This window comes from Rhodococcus sp. MS13 (assembly GCF_013277835.1).
Classification (GTDB): domain Bacteria; phylum Actinomycetota; class Actinomycetes; order Mycobacteriales; family Mycobacteriaceae; genus Rhodococcus_F; species Rhodococcus_F erythropolis.
Map to the genome: position 1 here is coordinate 343,334 of NZ_VBTL01000009.1, position 23,308 is coordinate 366,641.

Genomic DNA, 23,308 nt, shown 5'->3' on the forward strand with positions numbered 1-23,308 from the left:
GTGCTGCTGAGGATCCTCGAACTGGTGGGCATCGTGGCGTTCGCGGCCTCGGGTGCCCTGGTGGGCGTCACCAAGCGACTCGACATCTTCGGGGTGTGCTCGGTGGGTGTGTTCACCGGCATCGGCGGCGGTATCGTCCGCGACGTCCTTCTCGGCGTCCATCCGCCCAGTTCGCTGAGCAGTTGGCCGTACTTCGGAACGGCCGCCGCCACCTCACTCGCCGTGTTCTACCTACACGAGCCGCTCAATCGACTGCGTCGTGAAATCCTGGCGCTCGACGCACTGGGGATGGGCTTGTTCGCGAGTACCGGCGCCGTCATCGCGCTGGACAACAACGCCAGTTCGCTGGCGGCGACATTGATCGGTGCGACCGCGGCGATCGGCGGCGGAGTGATCCGCGACGTCCTCGTCAACGAGGTACCGCTGCTTCTGCACAAAGACCTGTACGCGGTTCCCGCACTGCTCGGCGCTGCGTTGGTGGTCACAGTCTCGCAAGCCGGACTGTCCACCAACGCCGCGCTGGTGTGCGGCACGGCGTTCGCCGCGGTGTTCAGACTGCTTGCGTTATGGCGTCATTGGAGCCTGCCCGGGCCCAGGCGAACCCGGGACTGACCGCGACACGCCGGAGGCCGGAATCGGACCCTCTCAGCCGCATCTCAGCACTTCAGTCCAAACTGTCGGTATGCGTATTTTGGTGGTCGACGACGACCGGGCGGTTCGCGAGTCGCTTCGGCGGTCGCTCAGCTTCAACGGCTACACGGTCGAGCTCGCGGTCGACGGGCTCGACGCACTCGAGAAGATCCTCGCCAACCGGCCAGACGCCGTCGTGCTCGACGTCATGATGCCGCGACTCGACGGACTCGAAGTGTGCCGACGTCTTCGCAGTGCCGGCGACGACCTGCCCATCCTCGTGCTCACCGCCCGCGATTCGGTCAGCGAGCGAGTCGCCGGCCTCGATGCCGGAGCGGACGACTACCTGCCCAAGCCCTTCGCTTTGGAAGAGTTGCTTGCCAGGTTGCGTGCACTACTGCGTCGCACCGCGCCCGATCTGGACGCCGATTCCGAAATGATGGCCTTCGAGGACCTCACCCTCGACCCGGTCACCCGTGAGGTCAAGCGCGGAGAGCGATCGATCAGCCTGACCCGCACCGAGTTCTCCCTCCTCGAAATGCTCATGGCCAACCCGCGTCGCGTGCTCACCCGTGGACGCATTCTCGAAGAGGTGTGGGGGTACGACTTCCCGACGTCCGGCAATGCGCTCGAGGTGTACGTCGGCTACCTGCGTCGCAAGACGGAAGCCGACGGCGAACCGAGGTTGATCCACACTGTCCGCGGAGTCGGCTACGTCCTGCGGGAGACGCCTCCGTGATCACCGCTCCGTTCGGCAAGAACGCCGAACCGAAGAAATCCTCCACCACCCAAGCGTCCGTCGAAATGCGCCCGCCGATGCCACTGACCCGTTCGGTGTCATTGCGTTGGCGTGTGACGCTCCTCGCTGCGTCGGTGGTGGCCATTGCCGTCGCAGTCATGGCGATCGCGGCGTACGCGGTGGTTTCGCGTGCGCTCTACGCGGACGTCGATCACCAGTTGCGTACCAGGGCGGCGGTGCTCATCGACAGCAATGTCGTGCGATTCGATCCTCGCTACATCTCCGGTGCGACGCTGTACACCACCGACATCAGTGTGGCCCTGATCTTCTCGGACCTGAGCACGTACCAGCCGCCCGGTTCCGACGTGCCGATCGGTGAAGCCGAAGATGCCGTAGCGCGTGGCGAATCGGATTCTTCGCTGCGAACCGTCGACGGTCAGCGAGTGCTTGCTCAACGAACCCATGACGGAAGCACTTTGGTGATCGGTCAGCGGCTCGCGCCGACCGTTGCAGTACTGGACCGACTGGCCTGGGTGCTCTTCGTGGTCGGCGGGTGTGGCGTCATACTTGCTGCGGTGGCGGGTACTACCGTGGGCCGCACCGGTTTACGGCCCATCGCCAGGCTGACTGCCGCCACCGAACGCGTTGCACGGACCGACGATCTGACGCAGATCCCCGTTACCGGCAGCGACGAATTAGCGCGCCTGACAGAGAGTTTCAACACGATGCTGCGGGCGCTCGCCGAGTCCCGTGAGCGTCAGTCGCGCCTCGTCGCGGACGCCGGACACGAGTTGCGCACACCGTTGACTTCGTTGCGTACCAACATGGAATTGCTGATCGCGTCCAGTCGCCCCGGTGCGCCGCAGATTCCCGACGAGGACATGGCGGAACTTCGTGCCGACGTCGTCGCGCAGATCGAGGAACTGTCGACTCTGGTAGGTGACCTTGTCGATCTGGCCCGCGAAGACGCGCCCGAAACCGTGTACGAGCGCGTAGACGTCAGCGACGTCGTCGAGCGTGCGCTCGAACGAGCGCGGCGCAGGCGCAACGAAATCGAGTTCGAAGCGGTCACCACTCCGTGGTACGTCTACGGAGATCAGGCGGGCCTGTCGCGTGCGGTGCTGAACGTCCTCGACAACGCTGCGAAATGGAGTCCGAAGGGCGAACAGGTACGCGTCGAAATGCGTCCGGTCGGCCAAGGATTGTTGGAATTGACCGTAAGTGATGCGGGGCCTGGCATTCCGGAGGAGGATCGGGAGTTGGTGTTCGATCGTTTCTACCGGTCGACCGCGGCACGTTCGATGCCGGGATCGGGTCTGGGACTTGCGATTGTGCGTCAGGTCGTCGTCAAGCACGGCGGCACCATCGCGATCGACGAATCCGATCGTGGGGGAGCGCTTGTTCGTATCGTGCTTCCCGGCGAACCAGGGCCGAGCGCCGAGTAGCGTGTTCTGTAGACCCGTTGGTCCCGTGCTTCGGTGACTGACGTCACGAGTTAATGCGTTCGGCCCGAGAGTCTTTCGGGCCGAGCCGACAACACCGGATTTTCACGTCGAACTCTGGGTAAAGTGACAGGCACGTCTCAGCGCCTTCTCAGCAGCGCAAGGCAGCATTGTCGGCAGAACAGTTGTGACTGCCCGTCCGGTGGTCACCGTAGACGAAAGCGAGCCGATGACCGAGGACCGTAACGTCGGGCCGACCCGGCCCGAGCAGCCCAACAGCGAGCCCACCACCCAAGCGCAGCCGACAGCACCTCAGGCGCAGCCTCCCGTGCCGCCGCAGCAGCCTCAGGGGCAGGCGCCTCAGCAGCCGTACCAGCCGACCGAATCCTTTGCCCGACCCACCGAAGGCCGACCCACCGAAGCCTTCGGGCAGGCGCCGCAGCAGCCCACGCAGGCTTTCGGCCACCCGCACGGTGCCCATGAGGCCGCGTACCAGCAGAGCACCCCGTACGGCGCACCCAACCCTGGTGGCCCCGGCGGCCCGAACGGTCCGGGCGGCCACAACCAGATCCCCGCACCGCTGCAGGGGCCGAACTCCGGTTCGACCACCACAAAGCCGAAGTCGGGACGCATGGCGCTGGTTGCCGGTGCTCTGGCGCTGGTTCTGGTCAGTGGTGGTGTCGGTGGCGTGGTCGGTGCCGTCGTCGCGGACCGCAACGGTGGAACCGCGACGGTCACCAACTCTCTGAACGCTCCGAAGCCCACTGCGACCAACACGTCCAACGCTCCCGCCGGCTCGGTTCAGGCCGTTGCCTCGAAGGTGGTGCCGAGCGTCGTGCAGATCGAGGTGGCCACCGCGCAGGGACAGGGCGGTGAGGGTTCCGGTGTCATCCTGTCCTCCGACGGTCTGATCCTGACCAACAACCACGTTGCCGGTGCTCAGGGAGCGCAACTTCGCGTCGCGTTCTCCGACGGAACCAAGGCCTCGGCCACCCTTGTCGGTGCCGATCCCGTCTCCGACATCGCCGTCATCAAGGTCGACGGCCGCAACGATCTCACCCCCATCGATCTCGGGAACTCCGGCGACGTTCAGGTCGGACAGCAGGTTGTGGCCGTCGGGTCCCCGCTCGGCCTGGCCGGCACGGTCACCGAAGGCATCATCTCCGCACTCGATCGCCCGGTGTCCACGAGCGGCGAGTCCGGCAACCAGAACACCGTCATCGACGCGCTGCAGACCGACGCAGCGATCAACCCCGGCAACTCCGGCGGCGCCCTCGTCAACATGGACGGCCAGCTGATCGGCATCAACACGGCGATCGCCTCGCTCGGAGCGTCGTCGGGTACCCAGGGCGGTTCCATCGGCCTCGGTTTCGCCATCCCGATCGATCAGGCACGCCGCGTCGCCGACGAACTGATCAAGACCGGCAAGGCGACTCAAGCCATGATCGGCGTGACCGTACCGTCGCAGGACAATGCCGACGGCGCAACCGTCATGGATGTCACTGCTGACGGGCCGGCCGCCAAGGCCGGTATCCCGAAGGGTGCAGTCATCACCAAGGTTGACGATCGTGTTGTCGCAGATGGTGATTCGCTGATCGCGGCAGTGCGTTCACATGCTCCCGGCGACAAGGTCTCGATCACGTACAGCGACGGCGGGCAGACCAAAACCGTCGACGTCACGTTGGGAACCGCGGCAGCGCAGGGCGGCCGATGATGTTCGGCGATCAGCAGACGATCGACCCGATCTTCGGCCAGATCGCAACGGCGTCGGGATCGGACACTACGGTAGGTGTCATGGAACTCGAAGCCACATCGGCCGGCCGCGCTCTGGTCGTCATCGTCGACGATCGCACAGCCCACGGCGACAACACCGACTCCATCGGTCCACTGGTTACGGAACTGCTGAACGAAGCGGGTTTTCTCGTCGATGCGACGGTCGCCGTCGCCGCCGACGAAGTGGAGATCCGCAACGCTCTCAACACCGCAGTCATCGGCGGCGTCGACCTCGTGATCTCGGTCGGCGGTACCGGGGTATCCCCGCGTGACGTCACTCCCGACGTGACCGCAGAGGTTCTCGATCGCGAGATCCCGGGAATTGCCGAAGCACTTCGCGCTTCCGGTCTGTCGGCCGGATCGCTCGAAGCAGGATTGTCCCGCGGCCTCGTCGGGGTTTCGGGAAGCACCGTGGTCGCCAATCTGGCGTCGACCAGGCCGGCAATTCGCGACGGCATGGCAACCCTGACGGCTTTGGCGAGTCACGTCATCGCCGAGCTGTCCAGCCTCGAGGGCTGAGACAGCTTGTCGGAGCAACCAGATACCCCGAAGAAGCCGCCAGTCGACAAGAAGCGCCTGGCGCGCATCTTCGGGGACGTCTTTCCCGAGACGACGTCGGACGAGCGGGGGCCTGAAGGTTCCTCGCGATCCTCGGACGACGACTGGCTGCGCAGTCAGCGGCCCCCGCACCACGGCGGTTGAGAAGTAAATCAGGCCCTCGGACACAATGTCCGAGGGCCTGATTTGTTCTGTGAGCGCTGCCTATTCGAGCGTCTTGGCGTGGGCTCCTGTGTCGGCGCCACCGGCATTGGCGGAGAGGATGTCGCGGATCTGGATGAGCAGATCGGTTTCGCTGGCTTCCTTGTCCTCGGGCTCGGAGACGAACTTCTTCTTCGCCGCATTCGCGGGAACGATCAGCACGAAGTAGACGACCGCCGCGATGATGATGAAGTTGATGATCGCGGTGACCACAGCGCCGATATTCACGAAGGTTTCCGGATTGCCGGAGATGATCTCGCGGCCCCAGCCCAACTCGTTTGAACCGCCGATTGCGGCGATGAGCGGATTGATGATGTTGCTGGTGAATGCCGTGACGATGGCGGTGAAGGCTGCGCCGACGACGACTGCGACGGCCAGGTCGAGCACGTTTCCGCGAAGCAGGAAATCCTTGAATCCCTTGAGCATGTCGGTGTCCCCTCGAGTCTCCGATGGCAAGTGCCAGATGGTCCGTTGATACCGAACCGACTGGAAAAATCCTAGAGGAGCTTCGGACGCTTTGTGCGGTCAGCGGAATGTCACGGTGATCGCATTGGACAGGGATGCCGCGGCAACGACGTTGGCTGCCGGTGTCGGCAGAGCCAGCAGAATCACCTGTTCCTGCTGGTTACGTGTACTTTCCGACGTGGTGACCAGAGCGACTACTGCTCCCGCCGCAAGAATCTGCGGGGCCTTGTCGGCAATTGATTCGTTGGGTGTGTCGGGGCGGGATGTGTCAGTGCGGGATGTGTCAGGGCCGACGGTCAGGACGTCGACGACATCCCCGCTGCGCAACATGTCCGCGACGGCTGCATCGGCCAATCGAACGGGGACGATACGGGCGTCGTCGGTTCCTACCGACAACCCGGCCAGCCGTGGGCTGAGAACGCGCACGTCGGTGACGGTTTCTCCGGAGCGAATCGGGCCGGCAACGGTTCTCCCGACTACCAGGTCGGTATCGGAGACAACTCCTTCGGGAAGCTGTTTCGAGTCGATCTCTCGGATCTCGACATCCGAATCCGCGATCACCTGTCCGGGAGTGAGATCGCGACTCGAGACAACTGCAGCGACGGTATCGGTCGCGGGATCGCCTCGGAAGAAGAGAACGACGCCGAGTGCTGCCAGGGCAACGGCTGCGATCTTGCGGACTGTCGCCGTGCGGAACCGAGTGCCGCGCGTCAGTTCGACGACGCGATCGAAGGTGCTCGGGGTGAGATCGAGCTGGGCGCGCAGTGGATCGGAGCGCCTCGGCGAGCGAGAACGTGCTGACGGCATTCATGCACGTTAGGGCCGGAAGCGGTGCTTCCGGCCCTAACGATGTGAAACTGTGGACAACCCGGAGGTTGTGGAAATCAGCTTGCGGCAGCCTTCGCGGGCGCCGGCGTGCTGGTCGACGAACTCGATGTCGAAGAGGAGTCCGACTTGGACTCGGACTTCGCAGCGGGTGCCGAATCACTCTTGGCGGGCTCGCTCGCAGTCCCGGAGCCGCCGCGGCTGTCGGTGCGGTAGAAGCCGCTGCCCTTGAACACGATGCCAACAGAGTTGAACAGCTTGCGGAGCTTGCCTGAGCAAGCTGGGCAGACCGTCAGCGAATCTTCGCTGAAGGACTGGACGATGTCGAAACGGTTGTCACATTCCGTACATGCGTATGAGTAGGTGGGCACCGGGCTTCCTCCGCACTGTGATGTTCGAGCAGCCGCGTATTTACACCGCAGCCTTTAGCACTCTACAAGTGACAGTGCCAACAGCGCTAATCAGGGATCTATTCCCGCAGATCAATCGCCTTGGAGCGGCGTGAGACCGCCGCTCGGCGTCAATGCCCATCCCATCGGAATGTCGTGGTCGTCGGCAGGCAAGGTCTCGACGAGTTCGGAGTCTCTGACAATTGCCACGAGCCGAGTCTGCGGTCCGACCGACCCGAGCGTCCGGTCGTAGAAGCCTGCGCCGCGGCCGAGGCGTGTTCCACGAAGATCCACCGCGAGAGCAGGGATCAGCATGCATTCCACGTCGGACAGGGTTTCCGGTGGTAGGACGGGGCCGACGGGCTCCCGAATGCCGTACTTCGCGGGGCGTAAACCGTCGGCACCGCTGTATTGAACCCAGGACAACGGTCCGGGTTCCCCGGTGATCGGAAGTAGTACACGCTGCGCGATCTCGGCAACGGCGTCGAGCAAGTCGGTGGATCCTGGTTCGGTGCGGGTGGGGACGTACGCACAGACGGTTGAGCCGTCGACAATCACTGAACGTATGTGCGTGATCAACGCCGCAGTTTCCGTATTTCGAGTGTGCTCGGAGACTGCATCACGTGCTGCGAGTGCGATTTGTCGCCATTGTGCTTTTGTCTGAGGTGTCACCCCGCAACGATATTCGTCGTGCTGACCGAGCGGTAACAAGCGGCGGCTAAGGTGTTGGCATGACAGACGTTGTCGCTAGCAGCACGAGGGCCTTCCGTACGGCCGTGGTTCCCGCAGCCGGACTTGGTACGCGTTTCCTGCCTGCCACCAAGACGGTTCCGAAAGAATTGCTGCCGGTCGTGGACACACCGGGTATCGAACTGGTGGCGGGTGAAGCTGCGGACTCGGGAGCCGAGCGGCTCGTCATCGTGACGTCCCCGGGCAAAGACGGAGTGGTTGCGCACTTCGTCGAGGATCTCGTGCTCGAAAGCAAGCTGGAAGCGAGCGGAAAACTTGCTGCCCTGGCAAAGGTGCGCAAAGCGCCGGGTTTGCTCGAAGTCGATTCCGTGATTCAGGAGCAGCCCCTCGGCCTCGGGCATGCAGTCGGTTGCGTCGAGTCGGTTCTCGACGACGACGAAGATGCCATCGCGGTCCTTCTGCCCGATGATCTCGTACTCCCGCGTGGCGTCCTGGAGATCATGGCGCGAGTTCGGGCCAAGCGCGGCGGGTCCGTTCTCTGTGCAATCGACGTTCCCAAGGACGCAGTGAGCGCTTACGGCGTCTTCGACGTCGAAATCGTTCCCGACGCGGTCAATCCCGACGTCCTCAAGGTCGTCGGCATGGTCGAGAAGCCGGCTGTGGAAGACGCGCCGTCGACCTTTGCCGCTGCGGGTCGCTATCTGCTCGATCGTGCGATTTTCGACGCACTTCGTCGCATCAAGCCGGGAGCCGGCGGTGAGTTGCAACTCACCGACGCCATCGCTCTCCTGATTTCCGAGGGTCATCCGGTTCACGTGGTGGTGCACCGCGGAACGCGTCATGACCTGGGCAACCCCGGCGGGTACCTCCGCGCTTCGGTTGACCTGGCACTCGACAGCGACGATTACGGTCCGTCCTTGCGTAAGTGGCTCGCGGATCGGCTCGACCGCTGAGCGTGTCGCCACGGTGGTTGATCGCCCGATAACGCAGTATCAATGTGCTTGTCCCTTTTTGAAGGCAAGGCATCATGAGCTGACGGATATCACCGAATTTCCAGACACAGGAGGACGCGGACCAGATGCGGTCGGTTGAGGAGCAGCAGACCAGGGTTACCGCTGCTGCAGTGGCACCCCGTCCGGTTCGGGTCGCCATCTCGGAGGCGCAGGGACTGCTGTGTGCCGAGGAAGTGGTGACCGAACGCCCATTGCCGGGATTCGATCAAGCTGCCATCGACGGTTACGCGGTTCGCAGTGTCGATGTCGCCGGCGCTGGAGCCGACCTCCGCGGCGAGGACGGCGAGCCTACGGACCTCAGCTTGCCGGTGGTCGGCGAGGTGACGGCGGGCTCACGCCAACCGATCCGGTTGCAACCGCGTCAGGCCGTGCGAGTCGACACGGGCGCGCCGTTGCCCACGCTGGCCGACGCAGTTCTTCCGCTCGAGAACACCGACGGTGGTCGCGCTCGCGTTCGGATCTTCGAGCCGGTGCGTTCGGGCGATTACGTTCGCCGTGCAGGCGACGACGTCCAGCCGGGCGACGTGGCCGTTCGGGCAGGCACCATCATCGGAGCCGCGCAGGTCGGTTTGCTTGCCGCGGTCGGTCGCGACAAAGTGCTCGTCCATCCGCGTCCGCGTCTCTCCGTCATCAGCGTCGGTGGAGAACTTGTCGACGTGGATCGCACGCCGGGGCCTGGTCAGGTCTACGACGTCAATTCGTATGCCCTCGCCGCCGCAGCGCGCGATGCCGGCGCCGACGTCAACCGTGTGGGAATCGCAGGCAACGACTCGCGCCGTCTTCGCGAAGTAGTCGAGGGACAGCTGATTCGCTCGGAAATCGTTGTCATCGCCGGTGCCGTGGGCGGCGGAGCGTCCGACGAGGTTCGTGAAGCGCTTGCCGACCTGGGGACACTCGAGGTGGAGCGCGTTGCCATGCATCCGGGATCAGTGCAGGGCTTCGGCAAGCTGGGACGAGACGAGGTTCCGACGTTTCTCCTACCGTCCAACCCGGTCAGCGCACTGGTGGTATTCGAAGTCATGGTTCGCCCGCTGATCAGAATCGCGCTCGGACGCCGCCAACCGATGCGGCGAGTAGTGAAGGCGCGCACGGTGGGAACGATCACGTCGATTGCCGATCGCAAGGGTTTCCTGCGTGGTCAGCTGATGCGTGACGAAGCGACGGGGGAGTACCTGGTGCAGGCACTCGGGGGTGCGCCCGGTGCGTCCTCACATCTCCTCGCGACCTTGGCGGAAGCCAATTGCTTGGTTCTTGTCGATCGAGACGTCACCGAAGTGCACATCGGTGAAGAAGTCGACGTAGCTTTTCTCGCCCAACGTGGGTAACGCCGACCCGAGTGGGGTGTGATGTCAGTCCATCCAGGATGGCCGGAAGATCTCGGCCCACTGCGAGTGCCCGCGGGAGTGGTGACCGTCCGCCCCGTGAAGCTCCGTGACGCTGCTGTGTGGAGTCGCCTCCGCATTCGCGATCGCGAGCACCTGGAGCCGTGGGAGCCCACCGGAGAGTCGCCCTGGGATGCTCGCCACCACATCACTGTCTGGCCGTCCCTGTGCGGGAATCTTCGCTCCGAGGCGCGCAAGGGCCGGATCCTTCCCTTGGTGATCGAACTCGACGGGAAGTACTGCGGGCAGGTCACCATCGGAAATGTCGTGCGCGGCGCTCTGCGGTCCGCCTGGGTGGGCTATTGGGTCGCCTCGCACGTCACCGGTGGGGGCGTAGCCACAGCGGCCGTGGCGCTCACACTCGATCACGCATTCTCGAAGGTCGGTCTGCATCGAGTGGAGGCGACCGTTCGGCCGGAGAACGCGTCGAGTCGCGCAGTCCTACGAAATGTTGGGTTCCGGGAGGAAGGTCTTCTCAAGCGCTATCTCGATGTCGACGGCCAATGGCGTGATCATCTTCTGGTCGGAATGACCATCGAGGAAGTACCCACCACCGTCGTCGACAGATTGGTGCGGTCCGGACGCGCTTCGTGGGTGTGACCAATACGGCGCCACGAGCGTGAGAAACGCGAGCTAAACGGCAGTTACCGCTGAGTAGTCCTACTTTCGGCCGGAAAAATGTGGTTTTTGATTCAACCAGAACTTGAGACTTTTGGGACTGAACCGGAAGTTCAGTTCGGTACGCGTGTGACACATGAGTATGGTGGGGTTCGGCGCGTCGGCAACGATGCGAGGGCGTCGGCCGTTAACCTTGACTCGTCAACGGCTGGCATAGGTGCTGGTAGGTGATCGGGAGGAGGCCGCGGCATGCCTAGCTCATTCGTGTGGATCGGGCTGGTGGCCGTGTGGCTGTTCGTCCTGGTGCCGATGCTTGTCAACAAGCGCCCCAGGATCCGGCAGACGAGTGACGCGGCGCTCGCGACTCGAGTACTCCACCGCGGCGACAGCAACCCTGTTCAGCGCGGGCCGGCAGCAGGACATCGAAGCGATCCGAACTGGCAACCAGAACCAGTGCGCAGCAGCTACGACGCGGAGGACCAGATGGACACTCACGCAGAAGACGACTACACCGGCGGTCGTGCACCGGTCGGAGAATTTGTTCCCGTTCGGCGCGGCCGAGGCGGATTCGACCCCGAAGCGGATGCCATCGCCCGGGAGGCGCGGTACGCATTCCGTCAGCGGACATTGTTGGGCCTGGCATTCGTCGCGATTCTCTCGGGCGCTCTCGCATTGATCATCTCGCCGATGGTGTGGTGGTTGTTTGTGCTGACCGTGTGCGGCCTCGGTGGGTACATGGCGTACCTACGTCGGCAGGTTCGTATCGAGCAGGAGATTCGCCGTCGTCGCACCGAGCGCCTCAACCGATCGCGACTCGGAGTCGAATCGCACACCGACGAAGAGTTGCGCCTGATTCCAGCGCGATTGCGCCGGCCAGGAGCGGTTGTCCTCGAGGTCGACGACGAAGATCCGGCGTTCGATCACTTGGATCACTACGAAGAAGAGGTCAGGCACACCGAGATGCGTCGCGCATCCGGTCAGTGACCTTCTGGGCCGATCTTGTCAGGTCGAAAGTTCGTGTCGGGTGATTCCAACGGGAGTATTCGTTCCTGTTAGAGTTGCCGAGCACCGCTGAGGCGGTGGCACGGGGCTGTGGCGCAGTTGGTAGCGCGCTTCGTTCGCATCGAAGAGGTCAGGGGTTCGATTCCCCTCAGCTCCACCAAGAAGTACCAGCAAAAAGGGTCTTTCAACGAAAGTTGAACGGCCCTTTCCTGCATTTTCAGAGCCTGCCCGAATTGTGAAGATTTAGCTCGAGTGTGCGCCGTTTCATACGATTGCGACCGCTGATCCGGACCGTTGAGCTTCCAAGTGAGGGATGATCCTTGGGCGGATACATGTTTGCCGGAAATGTAACGAGGGTGTGTCCGGTGCGATAGGCACGATGAGTCTGCCGCAGTTTTTCGCAGGTCGGACGTATGTGTCGGGGAGGAATGTCGATGAGCCAGCCACGACGGCTAGCGATGATGCTTGTTGCTGTGATGTGCCTGATGGGTATCGGCGTCCTTGCCGTATCGGTCTTCCCTGCCATCGTCGCCGCCCAACCTGGCGGCAACAGTGGCGGTGGAAACAATGGCAACGGAAACGGCAACTACGGCAACAACGGCGGCAATAACAACGGCAACAACGGTGGCGGTAACAACGGCAACGGCAACGGCAACTACGGCTGGCATTGCCACCATCACAACTGCGGTACAACGGTAATTCCGACGCCGACCACGACGACTGAGCCCACGACGACTGAGCCCACGACGACTGAGCCGACCACGACGACTGAGCCGACCACGACGACTGAGCCGACCACGACGACTGAGCCCACGACGACTGAGCCGACCACGACGACGACTGAGCCGACGACAACTGAGGCCTCGACCAACCCTTCGGCGTCGCAACGTCCGAGCAGCAGCGCTTCCCCTGCGACCAACGCAACTTCGCAGACTGAGAGTTCATCTAGCGAAGCAGCCTCCGAGACGACGCAGTCCCCTTCCGAGTCGCAGTCGAGTTCCGAGCCATCCTCGGAGGCCGCGGTTCCGCCGGCTGGACCGTCTGATCCGCAGGGGCCGTCAGCGGGCGGCGGAGCACCTGCACCCTCTGCCGGTGGACCGGCGAACGCTGCGCCGGGCGCAGTCGCAGCACCGTCCGCGCCCGAGGTTCTGGCCGCACCGGCACCCGTAGCTCCCCAGGTACCGTCGAACGCTCCGAACGTCGCGAGTCCCAGTGAGAACCCGCAGGCATTCCCGACGGCGTTCACTCAAGGCCTTCCGCCGATTCTCAACGCTGCCGCCGTCGCAGGCGGTGTGGGCGGAATGGCAGTCGTAGCGGCGGGTGCGGGAGCAATGACTTTCCGCGGAGCATCGTTGCAGAAGGCACGTTTGGCTGCCGCACGTGCCGAATTCCTGGCACCCGGATCACAGGGAGGTGCGTGAGTCGTGCCGGACAGACGTTCACATCGCCGCGTTCTGGCCGCGGTGGATGCCGTATGTGACGCAGCAGCGTCGTCGGAGGCTGTGTCACTGCTTACGGTGGTGCAGACAGTCGCCCGAGAGCGTGGGCGCCCGATCGAGATCGATCTGGAAACCCCTCTCGCCACCGGAGTGTGCGGTCAGCGCCGGGCCTACGACGACCACGACGTCATCGTTTTGGCTCCCGGACTACCCAATGTCGAGCGGACTCTGGCACATGAGTTGGGGCACATAGTGTTTCGCCACGAAGGTGCCGAGATCGCCGAGGCGACGCTCGAGGTCAGTGACGATTTGATCGCCTACATGTTGAGTCAACGTTCTCTGCGGCGCAACGAACCCGTGCCGATGGATGACATCGCGGAGTGGGAAGCCGAGACGTTCGCGTCGATGTTGATCATGCGTCTGCGAACGATGAGTGGCCGTGGGACACCGCTGTCGGTGTTGCGGTACGACGAGGCGATCGGATGATCTTTTGGGCTGTGGCCCTTCTCGTCTGGGTTGCAGCCGGCGCGAGACTGGGTCGAGTTGTCGCGCGCACCGCGACGCCGTTGCGAATGTCGATGGTCTTCGCAGGCTTCTCGGTCGCATTGTCGTCGACGGTCATGGTGCCTGCGGTGTGGGACATCGTCGATCGAATTGCGCCGGAGCAACATGCCGCAGCGATGATCGTCATCGTCTTGTGGACCGCGTTGTCCGCGGCCAGCGCAGTCGGCGCCGTGTCTGCCTGGCCGGTGATGTCGCGTCCAGCCATGCGCGGTCTCGCCACGGTGCTGTACTCGGTGGGGCTGCTGGTGGCGATCGCGGTTTTCTTCGGATACCCAGCGCCGGCTCTGATCTTTATCATCGTCGCTCTGTCCCTTGTCATTTCGACGGGGCTACGGCACGTTGCCTGGGCGCCGTTGGGGCGCGGAATCGCATTGATCGTGACAGGTTCGTCGGTCTTGCTTGTCGTGGTCGTCGTGATGCTGGTCGAATCGATCGGTGGCACCAGCGCACTCGAATCGGATATCTGGACGGGCGCAGGGGTGTGGTTCATCGCTGCCTCGAGTGTTCTGATAGCGCTGGGCATCACGTGGGTGCTTCTCGAGACCTGGTTACGTGCCCGACGAGATCTGTACCGGCTGCGGCGGATGCACGCGCTTCTCGTCAAGCGATTCCCCGAGGTTGTCGACGCGGACAGTGCCGGAAGTACGTCTGTACTCCGGGCATCGGACATGATCGCCCAGATCATGGATGCGATGTACATACAGTCCGGCGCCGGGATGTTCGACGTCGGTGGTCAGGAACCGCCCCGGGCAGTTACCGCCCATGCAGGAATACTTGCGGGGTGGATCGCGGATCCATTGGCCTCGGATGTGTTGGACACCAGATGGATTGCGCCACCTGAGAAGATGTCGGCGCGCCGATGGGTGTTGTTGTTGGCGAAGGAACTCGATGAAACGACAAAAGTAGGTCGACGATCGTAGTCGACCTACTCCATGTCAATTCAGTGCTTCAGCACATTCGCATCAGCGTGACGCGTCGGGCGGAACCTCTGGTAAACCCTCACTCGCGCGGAGCTTTTCAGCCATCGTGGTGAGCAGATTCTGCGATTCTTCCGACAGGTCGAATGCGCGGCTCGAGAGGCGGCGAAGGCCGTAACCTTGGAGCTGCGAGAGCAGTTCGAGGTCGTGATCGATCTTGGCAGCGTAGATGTCGTTGAAGAAGTAGTCGGGCTTCACCTTGAAGAACCGGGCGAACGCAGCGACTGTCTCGTCCGAGGGGTTGGTGCGCTGTCCCGAGCGGAGCTGCGAGATGTACGGCTTGGAGATCTGATGGCCGTCTTCGATGAGCGCTGCCGCAACCTCGGCGTTGGTGTGGGGTTTGCGCCCCGGAGGATGAACACTGTCGAACAGTTTGTTCAATCGTTCTGCAAAGTCAGCCATTGTGAACCGCCCCGTAATCCTCTCTAGCTAGCAATTGTCCGTTCAGTGAATCCTACGGTATCACGCGGATAACCGATCGGTAGCTCACCGTAGTCTGTTTAGTGGACCAGTTGTCAAATGTGTCCGAGATTCGTTTCGTTCGGCCATTGAGTGCTCAGCTATGTCTCAGCGCACATCGAGTATCGGCCGCACGAAGATTGTGCAGCTACGGTCACGCTATTCGAACCTTCCATTACTTGGTTAATGTGCCCAGTATCAAACCTTTTACCCGTTTTGACGATATTAGCTAAGCGTTAGCCTGGTTTTTCATTTGTGTTCCGAAAGGAAAACCGCAGTTCAGTGACGGTGTGGAGTGATGCGGTTGCAATTATGGCGACTGTTCGCGATGTTGCTCGAATCACTTCGGGGTTGAACCTTGAACGGTTTGCCGGAATGCAATCTGCGCTAGCTAAACCCCCTGCGTAGGTGCAGAATTGTGATATGAAACACACGATGAGCGATGACGAACTGCGCCGCGCGATCCGTGAGATCCAGGATCGCGCCCACGACGCACGCAAGCGTGGGGACGATGTAGCGGCGGAAGAACTCGACCGTACGGTCAGGGGCTATCAAGAGCAGATGGCTCAGCGTCTGTAGCTGTCGGTGGGTTCGGCGACTGCCGCCGAGGTCGTGGGTTCTGGCATGCTCACGGCCGCAATGCGTGTTTCGGGGCGGCCGCACAACGCGTGCGTAGACTTTCCCGCATGTCCACAGTACGAGTGCGGGGGAGTGTCGATCCATGTCAGTAAGGTCGCTCGAGGGTAAGAAATGCCTGATCACCGGCGCTGGTAGTGGGATAGGACGCGCAACTGCACTGCGGGCATCCGAGGCCGGAGCCGAATTGTTTCTCACTGATATCAACGACCGTGGATTGCAAGAGACTGCCGCAATGGTTGGTGCCGGAGGCGGCACGGTCAGTTTGGCCAAGGCACTCGATATCTCGGATTACGACGAGGTTGTGAAATTCGGTACCGAGATTCACACTCAATTCTCTCCGATGGATGTCGTCATGAATATCGCCGGCATTTCAGCGTGGGGAACTATCGAGAACCTCGAGCATCGGCACTGGAAGTCGATGGTTGACGTCAACCTGATGGGACCGATCCATGTCATGGAGACGTTCGTTCCGCCCATGATCCGCGCCGGCAAGGGTGGGCACCTGGTCAATGTGTCTTCGGCCGCTGGGCTCTTGGCACTGCCGTGGCATGCCGCTTACAGTGCGAGCAAGTTCGGCCTTCGTGGGGTCTCCGAGGTGCTGCGATTCGATCTGAAGCGGCACGGAATCGGCGTCAGTCTGGTTGTGCCTGGTGGGGTGAAGACGCCTTTGGTGGGAACCGTGGAGATCGCGGGTATCGACCGGGATGACCCGCGGGTCAAAAAGCTCACGCACCGGTTCGAGAAGCGCGCGGTCTCCCCGGAGAAGGTGGCCTCGTGCATTCTGCGGGGAATCGAGAAGAACACGTACCTCGTGTATACGTCCAATGACATTCGATTCGGATACTGGTGGGCCCGCAAATTCGCCCCGCCTTACGAGTTCGTGATGCAAAAAGCGAACGACCAGTTCAGTAAATTGCTCAAGCGATGAGCATTAACTCCGACGGGACTTTTATCTAGTCGAATAGGGACCAAAGTCATGCCGAAGAGTTTTCACTTCGATATCGAATTCAAATATCCGATCGACGACGTGCATCGAACTTTGACTGACCCGAGTTATTGGAAAGTCCGACTCGGAGACCTTTATGCCACCTCGGACATCGAAGTTGGAGACGGATCGATCGAAGTATCCGTGTCCGAGGAAATCGACTCTGCCTCCCTCCCGACCCTGGTCGCCAAGGTTGCGCCGAGTCGACTGGGTCTGAAACGGGTCGACCACTGGGGGCCTCTGTCTGACGGGAAGGCCGCAGGGTCGGTCACCGGGATCGCGCACGGACTGCCGATACGAATCGAGACGACGCTCGACCTCACCGCCGCCGAGTCCCGCACGCGACTGGTCGTCGACGGGACGGCCGAAGTGAAGATGCCGATTATCGGCGGCCAGATCGAGAAGTTGCTGAAGAAGACCGTCGAGGACTTGCTGGGGCGCGATCGGGACGCTGTCGAGTCATTTCTCGCCTGAGTCGGCGCCGAAATCCACCTCCAGAACGCGTGCACCTGGGCCGGCGGCAGCGAGTTGATCGTGAGGGTTTGCGAGGGCGCATCCCTCCAGTGAGAGACACCCGCAACCTATGCAACCGGTGAGATTGTCGCGTAGTCGTTCCAGTTGCTCGATGCGGAGATCGAGGTGGCGCCGCCATCCGGTCGACAACCGTTCCCAATCTGCGCGGTTCGGGGTACGGCCTTCAGGAAGTGTGCCGAGGGCTTCCCGGATTTCCGACAGCGGAATGCCGACGCGTTGCGAGATTCGGATGAAGGCGACGCGTCGAAGCGTGTCTCGTTGGTATCGACGCTGGTTGCCGCTGGTCCGGCGACTGACGATGAGGCCTTCTCGTTCGTAGAAATGCAGGGCCGAGACGGCGACACCGCTGCGCTCGGAGAGCTGGCCGGGCGTAAGTTCCTTGGCTTTCCACGACGGCATCTCCATGGCGACTACCGGTCCGTCGCCCGGTGGAGGGTGGCGTGGAGATGATGCGTCAGCGGGGTGTCGCCGTGCGCCATCCACAAGTCGTAGGTCAGGGTGTCGCCTTGGACGCGCATGACTCGCCGGACGTCGTGAACCGGTTTTGCGTCGGGCGATGCTGCGAGCGTGAGACGGGTCAAGGCGAGAGTGCCTTCGGCGTCGACGGTGCCGCGATGGATCTCGACAAATCCGGTGGGCTGGCTGACCAGCAGTTCGAGCTCACCACCAGGTGTCGGGCGCAGGTATCCCGATTCCATGTGAAGTGGTCGGCCGTCGGGGAGCCCTCGAGTGCGCGACGAGTAGGTGACAAACGGTTTCGGTGTCGGAGCGAACTCGATCTCCTCGGAGTACTCGAAGTCGTCGATGGTGGGGAAATGTCCGGCTCCAGCGCCGACCCAGCGCCCGGTGAACCTGTCGATTCCGGCGCCACCCAGCGCCGCCTGATCCGTACTACTCATTGCGTGGTCCTCTCGCCTGCGTCGGATCAGACGTTACGCGGGAAGATATGGCAGCTGCTCATCCCTGCTGGGTGGGGCCTACGGGATTAGTGTTCACTCATGAACGCTTCTGGCTCCGTCCCCCTCGGTGTCGATTCCGAGGTGGGCCGATTGCGATCGGTCATTCTTCATCGTCCGGGCGACGAGTTGAAACGATTGACTCCGCGCAACAACGACGAGCTGCTGTTCGACGCGTTGCCGTGGGTGGACCGCGCGCAGGAAGAACACGATCAGTTTGCGACCGTCCTTCGTGAGCGTGGCGTCGAGGTACTGCTTTTGTCCGATCTCCTCACCGAGGCGCTCGAGGTCAGTGGCGCAGCGAGGATCCAGGGAATCGCGGCCGCCGTCGACGCACGCAAGATCGGCCACGCGCTCGGACAACACCTGGCTGCGTACCTGCGAAAGGTAGAACCGAAGGAGCTGTCGTCGATCCTTACTGCCGGAATGACGTTCGACGAGCTGCCGATCGACGCCGGCTCGACCTCGTTGGTGCGCAGGATGCATCACGGCGGTGACTTCGTGATCGACCCGCTGCCCAACTTGCTCTTCACCCGCGATTCGTCGTTCTGGGTCGGGCCACGGGTCATCATCACGTCCTTGGCGTTGTCAGCGCGAGCTCGCGAATCCTCGATCACGGATCTGGTCTACGCGCATCACCCTCGATTCAAGGGAGTGCGCCGCGCGTACGAGTCGCACACGGCTCCTGTCGAGGGAGGTGACGTGCTGCTTCTCGCGCCTGGGGTGATCGCGATCGGTGTCGGTGAACGTACGTCACCCGCCGGCGCAGAAGCATTGGCGCGTAGCGTGTTCGACGACGGTCTCGCCCACACGGTGTTGGTTGTTCCGATCGAGCAACGCCGAGCGTCGATGCATCTCGACACGGTCTGCACCATGGTCGAGGCCGACGCGGTCGTCATGTATCCGGCCATTCAGGACACATTGGCAGCGTTCACCCTTCGCAAGGAAGACGACGGGGTGAGTATTCGCGGTGCGACGCCGTTCCTCGAAGCGGCAGCCGACGCCATGGGAATCGGAAAACTTCGAGTGATCGACACCGGACTCGACACGGTCACTGCCGAGCGTGAGCAATGGGACGACGGCAACAACACGTTGGCCGTCGAACCGGGCGTCGTCGTCGCTTACGAGCGCAACGTCGAAACGAATGCCAGGCTGGAGGCCTCGGGTATCGAGGTTTTGCGAATCGCGGGTTCCGAACTGGGCTCCGGTCGCGGTGGACCTCGCTGCATGTCCTGCCCGATCGCCCGCGATCCGCTGTGAGCGGTAGACGTCAGAGAATCTCTTCCACCTTGGCTGCCGGACGCGCGAGCACCGTGCCCTTGTCAGTGACGACGAATGGGCGTTCGATCAGAATTGGGTGCTCGATCATCGCGTCGAGGATCTCGGATTCGGAAGCGTCGGCGAGTCCGAGGTCCTTGTACTGCGTTTCGCGCTTGCGAACCGCTTGACTGGGCTCGAGGCCGGCGTCGGCGATGAGTTTTTCCAGCTCGGATCGGGTAGGCGGAGTATCGAGGTACTTGACGATGGTGGGTTCGATGCCGGCTTCCCGGATGAGCCCGAGAACGGTCCGCGAGGTGTTGCACCGTTGATTGTGGAAGATGGTTGCAGATGCCATGTTCGTCATTGTGCCTCTGCGTCCGAACTCGTGGGACAAACAGGGGAACAACGGGCCGCTCCGGAGTGCTGCACTTGAAGTACCGACGTGTGAGGAGAAAACGATGACGGAACATCGAAGTGTGGACGAACGACGCGTGGTCATTGCCGGCGGGCACGGCAAGATCGCGCAGCACCTGACGTACCTGCTGGCAGGACATGGTGATCGGCCGGTAGCGCTGATCCGCAACTCCGCGCACGAGGGTGCGGTCCGCACACTCGGCGCGTTCCCCGTGGTGATCGATCTGGAATCCTCCACGGTCGAGGAAGTTGCGAAGGTACTCGACGGTGCCGACGTCGCGGTCTTCGCCGCGGGCGCCGGACCTGGTAGCTCGATCGAGCGCAAGGACTCCGTCGACCGAGCTGCGGCGGTGCTGTTGGCCGATGCCGCCGAGAAAGCGGGAGTGCGTCGGTTCATTCAGATCAGCGCCATGGGTGCTGGTGACGAAATACCGGAGAACACCGACGAGGTTTTTGCCGCCTACCTGCGGGCGAAGACGGCAGCGGAGGAAGACCTGAAGACAAGGTCTTCGCTGGATTGGACGATTCTTCGGCCAGGCCTTCTGACGGACGACGACCCGACCGGCGAAGTATTGCTTGCGCAGCCGCCCGTCGATCGAGGCTCTGTGCCTCGAGCCGATGTAGCCGCGGTCGTCGAAGCGCTCATCGATGCGCCGTCCAGCGTCGGCAAGACATTGGTTCTGACCTCCGGCCCGCATACGATCCGCGAGGCGATCGAGGGCTTGTGACCGAGAAGATACGACGAGGGTGACGATGAAGATCGCAATCGAACACGATTCCTCCACAGCTCCGTACGACCAACTGCGGCAACAGATTATCGAGCAGGTTCACGGTGGCGGATTGATCGCGGGAACCAAGATCCCGACGGTGCGAGCGTTGGCCTCGGAGCTGGGATTGGCGGCCAACACCGTCGCGAAGGCTTATCGCGCGCTCAGCGATCAGGGCGTCATCGAAACGAGGGGAAAGCAAGGGACATTCATCGCTTCGGGGACCGATCCGGTGCAGGCGCAGGCCGAGCAGGCGGCGACCGCGTTTGCGCATAGGGTCCGCTCGCTCGGGTACTCCGACAGTGAGATCGTCGCCATGGTGGAGTCAGCATTGAGAGGTGCATGACACACTGTTTAAGTTGACGCTTCAACTTAAAGCTGTCAGTCTTGGCTCATGAATTCGTCGATTGCTCGTGACCTCGGACTCCTCATCGCCCGTGTCGGCCTCGGGATCATCTTCATCGCCCACGGTTGGCAGAAGTTCTTCACCTACAAGATCGCCGGAACGCAGGCCGCGTTTGAAGGGATGGGCGCCCCGCTCCCCAAGATTTCTGCGGTTGTGGCTGCATCCATCGAACTCGGCGGCGGAATCCTGCTCATCGCGGGTCTGTTGACCCCGCTCGTCGGCGCGCTGCTGTTCCTCGACATGGTCGGCGCGTTCTTCATCGTGCACGCGGACAAGGGTGTCTTCATCGACAACGGTGGCTACGAACTCGTCGTCGCACTCGGTGTCGGATCGCTCTTGATCGCTGTGATCGGCGCAGGACGCATCAGTATCGACGGATTGATCGGCAAGGGCAACGGTTGGGTTAAAACCCCAGCTTGATCGGGGTGAGAAGGCGGGTTCAACGGACGTTGAGCCCGCCTTCCGGCTTGCTTTTGGCCCATAAAGTGACGAACGTAGTCATCTATGGTGACGAAATCTGATCGATCCGAACAAGATTCCGGGGCCAACGAAGAGCGCCCGGAGACGGGCTTTACTCGAGTAGGCGTTCGGACCGACTACGTGGTGTTTTCCGTGGCGGCTGCCGCGGTGCTGGCTATTGTCGTGTGGGGCCTCGTAGCTCCCGACAACCTCGATTCGGTAACCGGAAGTGTTCTCGGCTGGTTGGTGACGAACATCGGCTGGCTCTTCGTACTCGCAGCTTCGGCTTTCGTGCTGTTTTCCATCTACCTCGCGGTCAGTCGATTCGGCGACATTCCGCTGGGCAAGGACGGTGAGAAGCCCGAGTTCCGAACCGTCAGCTGGATCGCGATGATGTTCAGCGCCGGCATGGGGATCGGCCTCATGTTCTTCGGTGTCGCGGAACCGCTTGCGCACTACGTGACTCCGCCTCCCGGCACCGACGGTGGCGTCGGAACTGCCATGGCCACCACCATGTTTCACTGGGGTCTTCATCCTTGGGCGATGTATGCCGTTGTGGGCCTTGCCATTGCATACGGGTCGTATCGCCGAGGACGCAAGCAACTGTTCAGTTCGGCCTTCATTCCGTTGCTCGGTCGCAAGGCCGAAGGGCCGATCGGCAAGGTCATCGACATCCTGGCGATCTTTGCCACACTTTTTGGTACCGCAGCATCTTTGGGGCTCGGCGCACTTCAGATCGGCTCCGGTTTCGAGGTAGTCGGCTGGATGGAAGAAGCCGGCGTTTTCCTGCTCGTGGCTATCGTTGCGGTGCTGACCCTGGCATTCGTCGCTTCGGCAGTTTCCGGTGTGGCCAAGGGAATTCAGTGGCTCTCCAACATCAACATGGTGCTCGCGCTGATCTTGGCGCTGTTCGTGTTCGTTCTCGGGCCGACCGTGCTGATTCTCAATCTGCTCCCGACGACCATTGGCGCATACGTTTCCGACCTCGCCCAGATGTCCGCCCGCACGGGTGCATCGTCGAATCCTGAAACGGGCGCGTGGCTTTCGTCGTGGACGATCTTCTACTGGGCATGGTGGGTGTCTTGGACGCCGTTCGTCGGCATGTTCCTGGCACGCATCAGCCGCGGCCGCACGATCCGCCAGTTCATCGTCGGCGTCATCGCCGTTCCCACGACTGTCAGCTTGCTCTGGTTCGCGATCTTCGGCGGCGCAGGCATCGGCGAGGAACGTGACGGAATCGGCTTGTCCGGCCGAGGCTCGGAAGAGGCTCAACTGTTCGGCATGCTCGACAATCTGCCGTTGGCCGGAGTGACGACTGTCCTCGTCATGCTGCTCGTGGCAGTGTTCTTCGTTTCCGGCGCAGACGCTGCGTCGATGGTGATGGGGACGCTCTCGCAGCGCGGAACGCTCGAACCGAGTCGCTGGGTTGTGGTCTTCTGGGGCATGTTGACCGGTGGCGTCGCGGCGCTTCTGCTGTGGACCGGTGGCTCTGAAGCGCTCGACGGCTTGCAGACCATGACGATCATTGCTGCGGCGCCGTTCGTGCTGGTCATGATCGGACTGTGCTTCTCGCTGTACAAGGATCTTTCGCACGACCCGATCATCATTGCGGCGAAGGAGCAGAAACGTGCTCTCCTACGCCCGAGGCGGGGACGTCGCGTCGGTAAGCCGACAGAGTAATCGTGAAACGAAGGAGGCACCGAACCAGGTTCGGTGCCTCCT

At 62.4% G+C, this 23,308-nt stretch carries 30 protein-coding genes and 1 tRNA gene; 21 read left to right on the plus strand and 10 right to left on the minus strand.

Annotated features, from left to right (window positions below):
* The 6 genes from FEZ59_RS19045 (at position 1) to FEZ59_RS19070 (ending at position 5,286) form a co-directional block, all read left to right on the plus strand.
* Positions 1 to 612 (plus strand): trimeric intracellular cation channel family protein, encoded by a 612-nt coding sequence (locus FEZ59_RS19045; protein ID WP_003946409.1) that lies wholly within the window; start codon positions 1 to 3, stop codon positions 610 to 612.
* 70 nt (positions 613 to 682) lie between these two features.
* Complete coding sequence (locus FEZ59_RS19050) at positions 683 to 1,369, plus strand: response regulator transcription factor (protein WP_003946387.1); 687 nt, start codon at positions 683 to 685, stop codon at positions 1,367 to 1,369.
* A gap of 65 nt (positions 1,370 to 1,434) precedes the next feature.
* Complete coding sequence (locus tag FEZ59_RS19055) at positions 1,435 to 2,814, plus strand: HAMP domain-containing sensor histidine kinase (protein ID WP_020908630.1); 1,380 nt, start codon at positions 1,435 to 1,437, stop codon at positions 2,812 to 2,814.
* 226 nt (positions 2,815 to 3,040) lie between these two features.
* Positions 3,041 to 4,525, plus strand: a complete 1,485-nt coding sequence (locus FEZ59_RS19060; protein ID WP_172933038.1) for a trypsin-like peptidase domain-containing protein — start codon at positions 3,041 to 3,043, stop codon at positions 4,523 to 4,525.
* An 80-nt stretch (positions 4,526 to 4,605) separates the two neighbouring features.
* Positions 4,606 to 5,103 carry a MogA/MoaB family molybdenum cofactor biosynthesis protein gene (locus tag FEZ59_RS19065; RefSeq protein WP_176720912.1) on the plus strand — a complete coding sequence of 166 codons (498 nt, stop codon included), beginning with the start codon at positions 4,606 to 4,608 and terminating at the stop codon, positions 5,101 to 5,103.
* 6 nt (positions 5,104 to 5,109) lie between these two features.
* Positions 5,110 to 5,286: a hypothetical protein gene (locus FEZ59_RS19070; RefSeq protein ID WP_019744729.1), complete on the plus strand. Its 177-nt coding sequence runs from the start codon at positions 5,110 to 5,112 to the stop codon at positions 5,284 to 5,286.
* 60 nt (positions 5,287 to 5,346) lie between these two features.
* On the opposite strand, the gene mscL is transcribed toward FEZ59_RS19070, so the two are convergent.
* From mscL to FEZ59_RS19090, 4 genes are all read right to left on the minus strand, one after another.
* Positions 5,347 to 5,769, minus strand: a complete 423-nt coding sequence (mscL, locus tag FEZ59_RS19075; RefSeq protein WP_019744728.1) for a large conductance mechanosensitive channel protein MscL — start codon at positions 5,767 to 5,769, stop codon at positions 5,347 to 5,349.
* 99 nt (positions 5,770 to 5,868) lie between these two features.
* On the minus strand, positions 5,869 to 6,615 hold the full coding sequence (locus FEZ59_RS19080; RefSeq protein WP_069146405.1) for an SAF domain-containing protein: 747 nt from the start codon (positions 6,613 to 6,615) through the stop codon (positions 5,869 to 5,871).
* 77 nt (positions 6,616 to 6,692) lie between these two features.
* Complete coding sequence (locus tag FEZ59_RS19085) at positions 6,693 to 7,004, minus strand: FmdB family zinc ribbon protein (protein ID WP_003946378.1); 312 nt, start codon at positions 7,002 to 7,004, stop codon at positions 6,693 to 6,695.
* A 111-nt stretch (positions 7,005 to 7,115) separates the two neighbouring features.
* Entirely contained in the window at positions 7,116 to 7,694 is a 579-nt protein-coding gene (locus FEZ59_RS19090; RefSeq protein WP_172933039.1) for a 5-formyltetrahydrofolate cyclo-ligase, read from the minus strand.
* 59 nt (positions 7,695 to 7,753) lie between these two features.
* Between FEZ59_RS19090 and FEZ59_RS19095 the strand changes: the two genes are divergently transcribed.
* From FEZ59_RS19095 to FEZ59_RS19115, 5 genes are all read left to right on the plus strand, one after another.
* The gene (locus FEZ59_RS19095; protein WP_019744725.1) at positions 7,754 to 8,665 is read left to right on the plus strand and encodes a UTP--glucose-1-phosphate uridylyltransferase; all 912 of its coding nucleotides are present in this window, start codon (positions 7,754 to 7,756) and stop codon (positions 8,663 to 8,665) included.
* 125 nt (positions 8,666 to 8,790) lie between these two features.
* Positions 8,791 to 10,050 (plus strand): gephyrin-like molybdotransferase Glp, encoded by a 1,260-nt coding sequence (glp, locus tag FEZ59_RS19100; RefSeq protein WP_003946353.1) that lies wholly within the window; start codon positions 8,791 to 8,793, stop codon positions 10,048 to 10,050.
* Between the two features lie 21 nt (positions 10,051 to 10,071).
* A complete protein-coding gene (locus FEZ59_RS19105) occupies positions 10,072 to 10,707 on the plus strand; it encodes a GNAT family protein (RefSeq protein ID WP_007727523.1) in 636 nt (211 codons plus the stop codon).
* Positions 10,708 to 10,974: 267 nt separating this feature from the next.
* Positions 10,975 to 11,709: a gephyrin-like molybdotransferase receptor GlpR gene (gene glpR, locus FEZ59_RS19110; RefSeq protein WP_060939735.1), complete on the plus strand. Its 735-nt coding sequence runs from the start codon at positions 10,975 to 10,977 to the stop codon at positions 11,707 to 11,709.
* Positions 11,710 to 11,811: 102 nt separating this feature from the next.
* Positions 11,812 to 11,887 (plus strand) — tRNA-Ala (locus tag FEZ59_RS19115).
* A 292-nt stretch (positions 11,888 to 12,179) separates the two neighbouring features.
* Here the strand turns inward: FEZ59_RS19115 and FEZ59_RS19120 are convergent.
* Positions 12,180 to 12,404: a hypothetical protein gene (locus tag FEZ59_RS19120; RefSeq protein WP_207105598.1), complete on the minus strand. Its 225-nt coding sequence runs from the start codon at positions 12,402 to 12,404 to the stop codon at positions 12,180 to 12,182.
* Entirely contained in the window at positions 12,404 to 12,973 is a 570-nt protein-coding gene (locus FEZ59_RS19125; protein ID WP_172933041.1) for a hypothetical protein, read from the minus strand. The genes FEZ59_RS19120 and FEZ59_RS19125 overlap by 1 nt, the downstream gene beginning before the upstream one ends.
* A 178-nt stretch (positions 12,974 to 13,151) precedes the next feature.
* Here FEZ59_RS19125 and FEZ59_RS19130 point away from each other — a divergent pair, with 178 nt between their 5' ends.
* Both FEZ59_RS19130 and FEZ59_RS19135 read left to right on the plus strand, forming a co-directional pair.
* On the plus strand, positions 13,152 to 13,652 hold the full coding sequence (locus FEZ59_RS19130) for an ImmA/IrrE family metallo-endopeptidase (RefSeq protein WP_003946241.1): 501 nt from the start codon (positions 13,152 to 13,154) through the stop codon (positions 13,650 to 13,652).
* Positions 13,649 to 14,650: a hypothetical protein gene (locus tag FEZ59_RS19135; protein ID WP_020908623.1), complete on the plus strand. Its 1,002-nt coding sequence runs from the start codon at positions 13,649 to 13,651 to the stop codon at positions 14,648 to 14,650. The genes FEZ59_RS19130 and FEZ59_RS19135 overlap by 4 nt, the downstream gene beginning before the upstream one ends.
* A 42-nt stretch (positions 14,651 to 14,692) precedes the next feature.
* On the opposite strand, the gene FEZ59_RS19140 is transcribed toward FEZ59_RS19135, so the two are convergent.
* The gene (locus tag FEZ59_RS19140; protein WP_003946231.1) at positions 14,693 to 15,109 is read right to left on the minus strand and encodes a helix-turn-helix domain-containing protein; all 417 of its coding nucleotides are present in this window, start codon (positions 15,107 to 15,109) and stop codon (positions 14,693 to 14,695) included.
* Positions 15,110 to 15,601: 492 nt separating this feature from the next.
* Between FEZ59_RS19140 and FEZ59_RS19145 the strand changes: the two genes are divergently transcribed.
* The 3 genes from FEZ59_RS19145 (at position 15,602) to FEZ59_RS19155 (ending at position 17,264) form a co-directional block, all read left to right on the plus strand.
* Entirely contained in the window at positions 15,602 to 15,745 is a 144-nt protein-coding gene (locus FEZ59_RS19145; RefSeq protein WP_162267916.1) for a hypothetical protein, read from the plus strand.
* Between the two features lie 142 nt (positions 15,746 to 15,887).
* Positions 15,888 to 16,733, plus strand: a complete 846-nt coding sequence (locus FEZ59_RS19150; protein ID WP_019744717.1) for an SDR family oxidoreductase — start codon at positions 15,888 to 15,890, stop codon at positions 16,731 to 16,733.
* Positions 16,734 to 16,781: 48 nt separating this feature from the next.
* Positions 16,782 to 17,264, plus strand: coding sequence for a DUF2505 domain-containing protein (locus FEZ59_RS19155; RefSeq protein WP_172933042.1), 483 nt, complete (start codon positions 16,782 to 16,784; stop codon positions 17,262 to 17,264).
* Here the strand turns inward: FEZ59_RS19155 and soxR are convergent.
* Together soxR and FEZ59_RS19165 are read right to left on the minus strand one after the other, a co-directional pair.
* Entirely contained in the window at positions 17,250 to 17,729 is a 480-nt protein-coding gene (gene soxR, locus FEZ59_RS19160; RefSeq protein ID WP_019744715.1) for a redox-sensitive transcriptional activator SoxR, read from the minus strand. The genes FEZ59_RS19155 and soxR overlap by 15 nt on opposite strands.
* A gap of 5 nt (positions 17,730 to 17,734) precedes the next feature.
* Positions 17,735 to 18,223: an FABP family protein gene (locus FEZ59_RS19165; RefSeq protein ID WP_172933043.1), complete on the minus strand. Its 489-nt coding sequence runs from the start codon at positions 18,221 to 18,223 to the stop codon at positions 17,735 to 17,737.
* 99 nt (positions 18,224 to 18,322) lie between these two features.
* On the opposite strand from FEZ59_RS19165, the gene arcA reads away from it, so the two are divergent.
* Complete coding sequence (arcA, locus tag FEZ59_RS19170; protein ID WP_019744713.1) at positions 18,323 to 19,540, plus strand: arginine deiminase; 1,218 nt, start codon at positions 18,323 to 18,325, stop codon at positions 19,538 to 19,540.
* Positions 19,541 to 19,550: 10 nt separating this feature from the next.
* Here arcA and arsC read toward each other — a convergent pair whose 3' ends face one another.
* The gene (arsC, locus tag FEZ59_RS19175; RefSeq protein WP_020970331.1) at positions 19,551 to 19,904 is read right to left on the minus strand and encodes an arsenate reductase (glutaredoxin); all 354 of its coding nucleotides are present in this window, start codon (positions 19,902 to 19,904) and stop codon (positions 19,551 to 19,553) included.
* 94 nt (positions 19,905 to 19,998) lie between these two features.
* Here arsC and FEZ59_RS19180 point away from each other — a divergent pair, with 94 nt between their 5' ends.
* The 4 genes from FEZ59_RS19180 to FEZ59_RS19195 all read left to right on the plus strand — a co-directional run bounded on the left by FEZ59_RS19180 (position 19,999) and on the right by FEZ59_RS19195 (position 23,266).
* A complete protein-coding gene (locus tag FEZ59_RS19180) occupies positions 19,999 to 20,682 on the plus strand; it encodes an SDR family oxidoreductase (protein WP_020970330.1) in 684 nt (227 codons plus the stop codon).
* 25 nt (positions 20,683 to 20,707) lie between these two features.
* Complete coding sequence (locus FEZ59_RS19185) at positions 20,708 to 21,067, plus strand: GntR family transcriptional regulator (RefSeq protein ID WP_020970329.1); 360 nt, start codon at positions 20,708 to 20,710, stop codon at positions 21,065 to 21,067.
* A gap of 48 nt (positions 21,068 to 21,115) precedes the next feature.
* Positions 21,116 to 21,547, plus strand: a complete 432-nt coding sequence (locus tag FEZ59_RS19190) for a DoxX family protein (RefSeq protein ID WP_020908616.1) — start codon at positions 21,116 to 21,118, stop codon at positions 21,545 to 21,547.
* A gap of 84 nt (positions 21,548 to 21,631) precedes the next feature.
* A complete protein-coding gene (locus FEZ59_RS19195; RefSeq protein ID WP_019744709.1) occupies positions 21,632 to 23,266 on the plus strand; it encodes a BCCT family transporter in 1,635 nt (544 codons plus the stop codon).
* The last annotated feature ends 42 nt before the right edge of the window (positions 23,267 to 23,308 follow it).

Excerpts from the sequence above, each read along its gene's own strand:
- FEZ59_RS19050 (WP_003946387.1), top strand. The coding sequence starts at position 683 with ATGCGTATTTTGGTGGTCGACGACGACCGGGCGGTTCGCGAGTCGCTT.
- FEZ59_RS19055 (WP_020908630.1), top strand. The coding sequence starts at position 1,435 with ATGCGCCCGCCGATGCCACTGACCCGTTCGGTGTCATTGCGTTGGCGT.
- FEZ59_RS19060 (WP_172933038.1), top strand. The coding sequence starts at position 3,041 with ATGACCGAGGACCGTAACGTCGGGCCGACCCGGCCCGAGCAGCCCAAC.
- FEZ59_RS19065 (WP_176720912.1), top strand. The coding sequence starts at position 4,606 with ATGGAACTCGAAGCCACATCGGCCGGCCGCGCTCTGGTCGTCATCGTC.
- mscL (WP_019744728.1), bottom strand. The coding sequence starts at position 5,769 with ATGCTCAAGGGATTCAAGGATTTCCTGCTTCGCGGAAACGTGCTCGAC.
- FEZ59_RS19080 (WP_069146405.1), bottom strand. The coding sequence starts at position 6,615 with ATGCCGTCAGCACGTTCTCGCTCGCCGAGGCGCTCCGATCCACTGCGC.
- FEZ59_RS19095 (WP_019744725.1), top strand. The coding sequence starts at position 7,754 with ATGACAGACGTTGTCGCTAGCAGCACGAGGGCCTTCCGTACGGCCGTG.
- glp (WP_003946353.1), top strand. The coding sequence starts at position 8,791 with ATGCGGTCGGTTGAGGAGCAGCAGACCAGGGTTACCGCTGCTGCAGTG.
- FEZ59_RS19105 (WP_007727523.1), top strand. The coding sequence starts at position 10,072 with ATGTCAGTCCATCCAGGATGGCCGGAAGATCTCGGCCCACTGCGAGTG.
- glpR (WP_060939735.1), top strand. The coding sequence starts at position 10,975 with ATGCCTAGCTCATTCGTGTGGATCGGGCTGGTGGCCGTGTGGCTGTTC.
- FEZ59_RS19120 (WP_207105598.1), bottom strand. The coding sequence starts at position 12,404 with ATGGTGGCAATGCCAGCCGTAGTTGCCGTTGCCGTTGCCGTTGTTACC.
- FEZ59_RS19135 (WP_020908623.1), top strand. The coding sequence starts at position 13,649 with ATGATCTTTTGGGCTGTGGCCCTTCTCGTCTGGGTTGCAGCCGGCGCG.
- FEZ59_RS19140 (WP_003946231.1), bottom strand. The coding sequence starts at position 15,109 with ATGGCTGACTTTGCAGAACGATTGAACAAACTGTTCGACAGTGTTCAT.
- FEZ59_RS19145 (WP_162267916.1), top strand. The coding sequence starts at position 15,602 with ATGAGCGATGACGAACTGCGCCGCGCGATCCGTGAGATCCAGGATCGC.
- FEZ59_RS19150 (WP_019744717.1), top strand. The coding sequence starts at position 15,888 with ATGTCAGTAAGGTCGCTCGAGGGTAAGAAATGCCTGATCACCGGCGCT.
- FEZ59_RS19155 (WP_172933042.1), top strand. The coding sequence starts at position 16,782 with ATGCCGAAGAGTTTTCACTTCGATATCGAATTCAAATATCCGATCGAC.
- soxR (WP_019744715.1), bottom strand. The coding sequence starts at position 17,729 with ATGGAGATGCCGTCGTGGAAAGCCAAGGAACTTACGCCCGGCCAGCTC.
- FEZ59_RS19165 (WP_172933043.1), bottom strand. The coding sequence starts at position 18,223 with ATGAGTAGTACGGATCAGGCGGCGCTGGGTGGCGCCGGAATCGACAGG.
- arcA (WP_019744713.1), top strand. The coding sequence starts at position 18,323 with ATGAACGCTTCTGGCTCCGTCCCCCTCGGTGTCGATTCCGAGGTGGGC.
- arsC (WP_020970331.1), bottom strand. The coding sequence starts at position 19,904 with ATGACGAACATGGCATCTGCAACCATCTTCCACAATCAACGGTGCAAC.
- FEZ59_RS19180 (WP_020970330.1), top strand. The coding sequence starts at position 19,999 with ATGACGGAACATCGAAGTGTGGACGAACGACGCGTGGTCATTGCCGGC.
- FEZ59_RS19185 (WP_020970329.1), top strand. The coding sequence starts at position 20,708 with ATGAAGATCGCAATCGAACACGATTCCTCCACAGCTCCGTACGACCAA.
- FEZ59_RS19190 (WP_020908616.1), top strand. The coding sequence starts at position 21,116 with ATGAATTCGTCGATTGCTCGTGACCTCGGACTCCTCATCGCCCGTGTC.
- FEZ59_RS19195 (WP_019744709.1), top strand. The coding sequence starts at position 21,632 with ATGGTGACGAAATCTGATCGATCCGAACAAGATTCCGGGGCCAACGAA.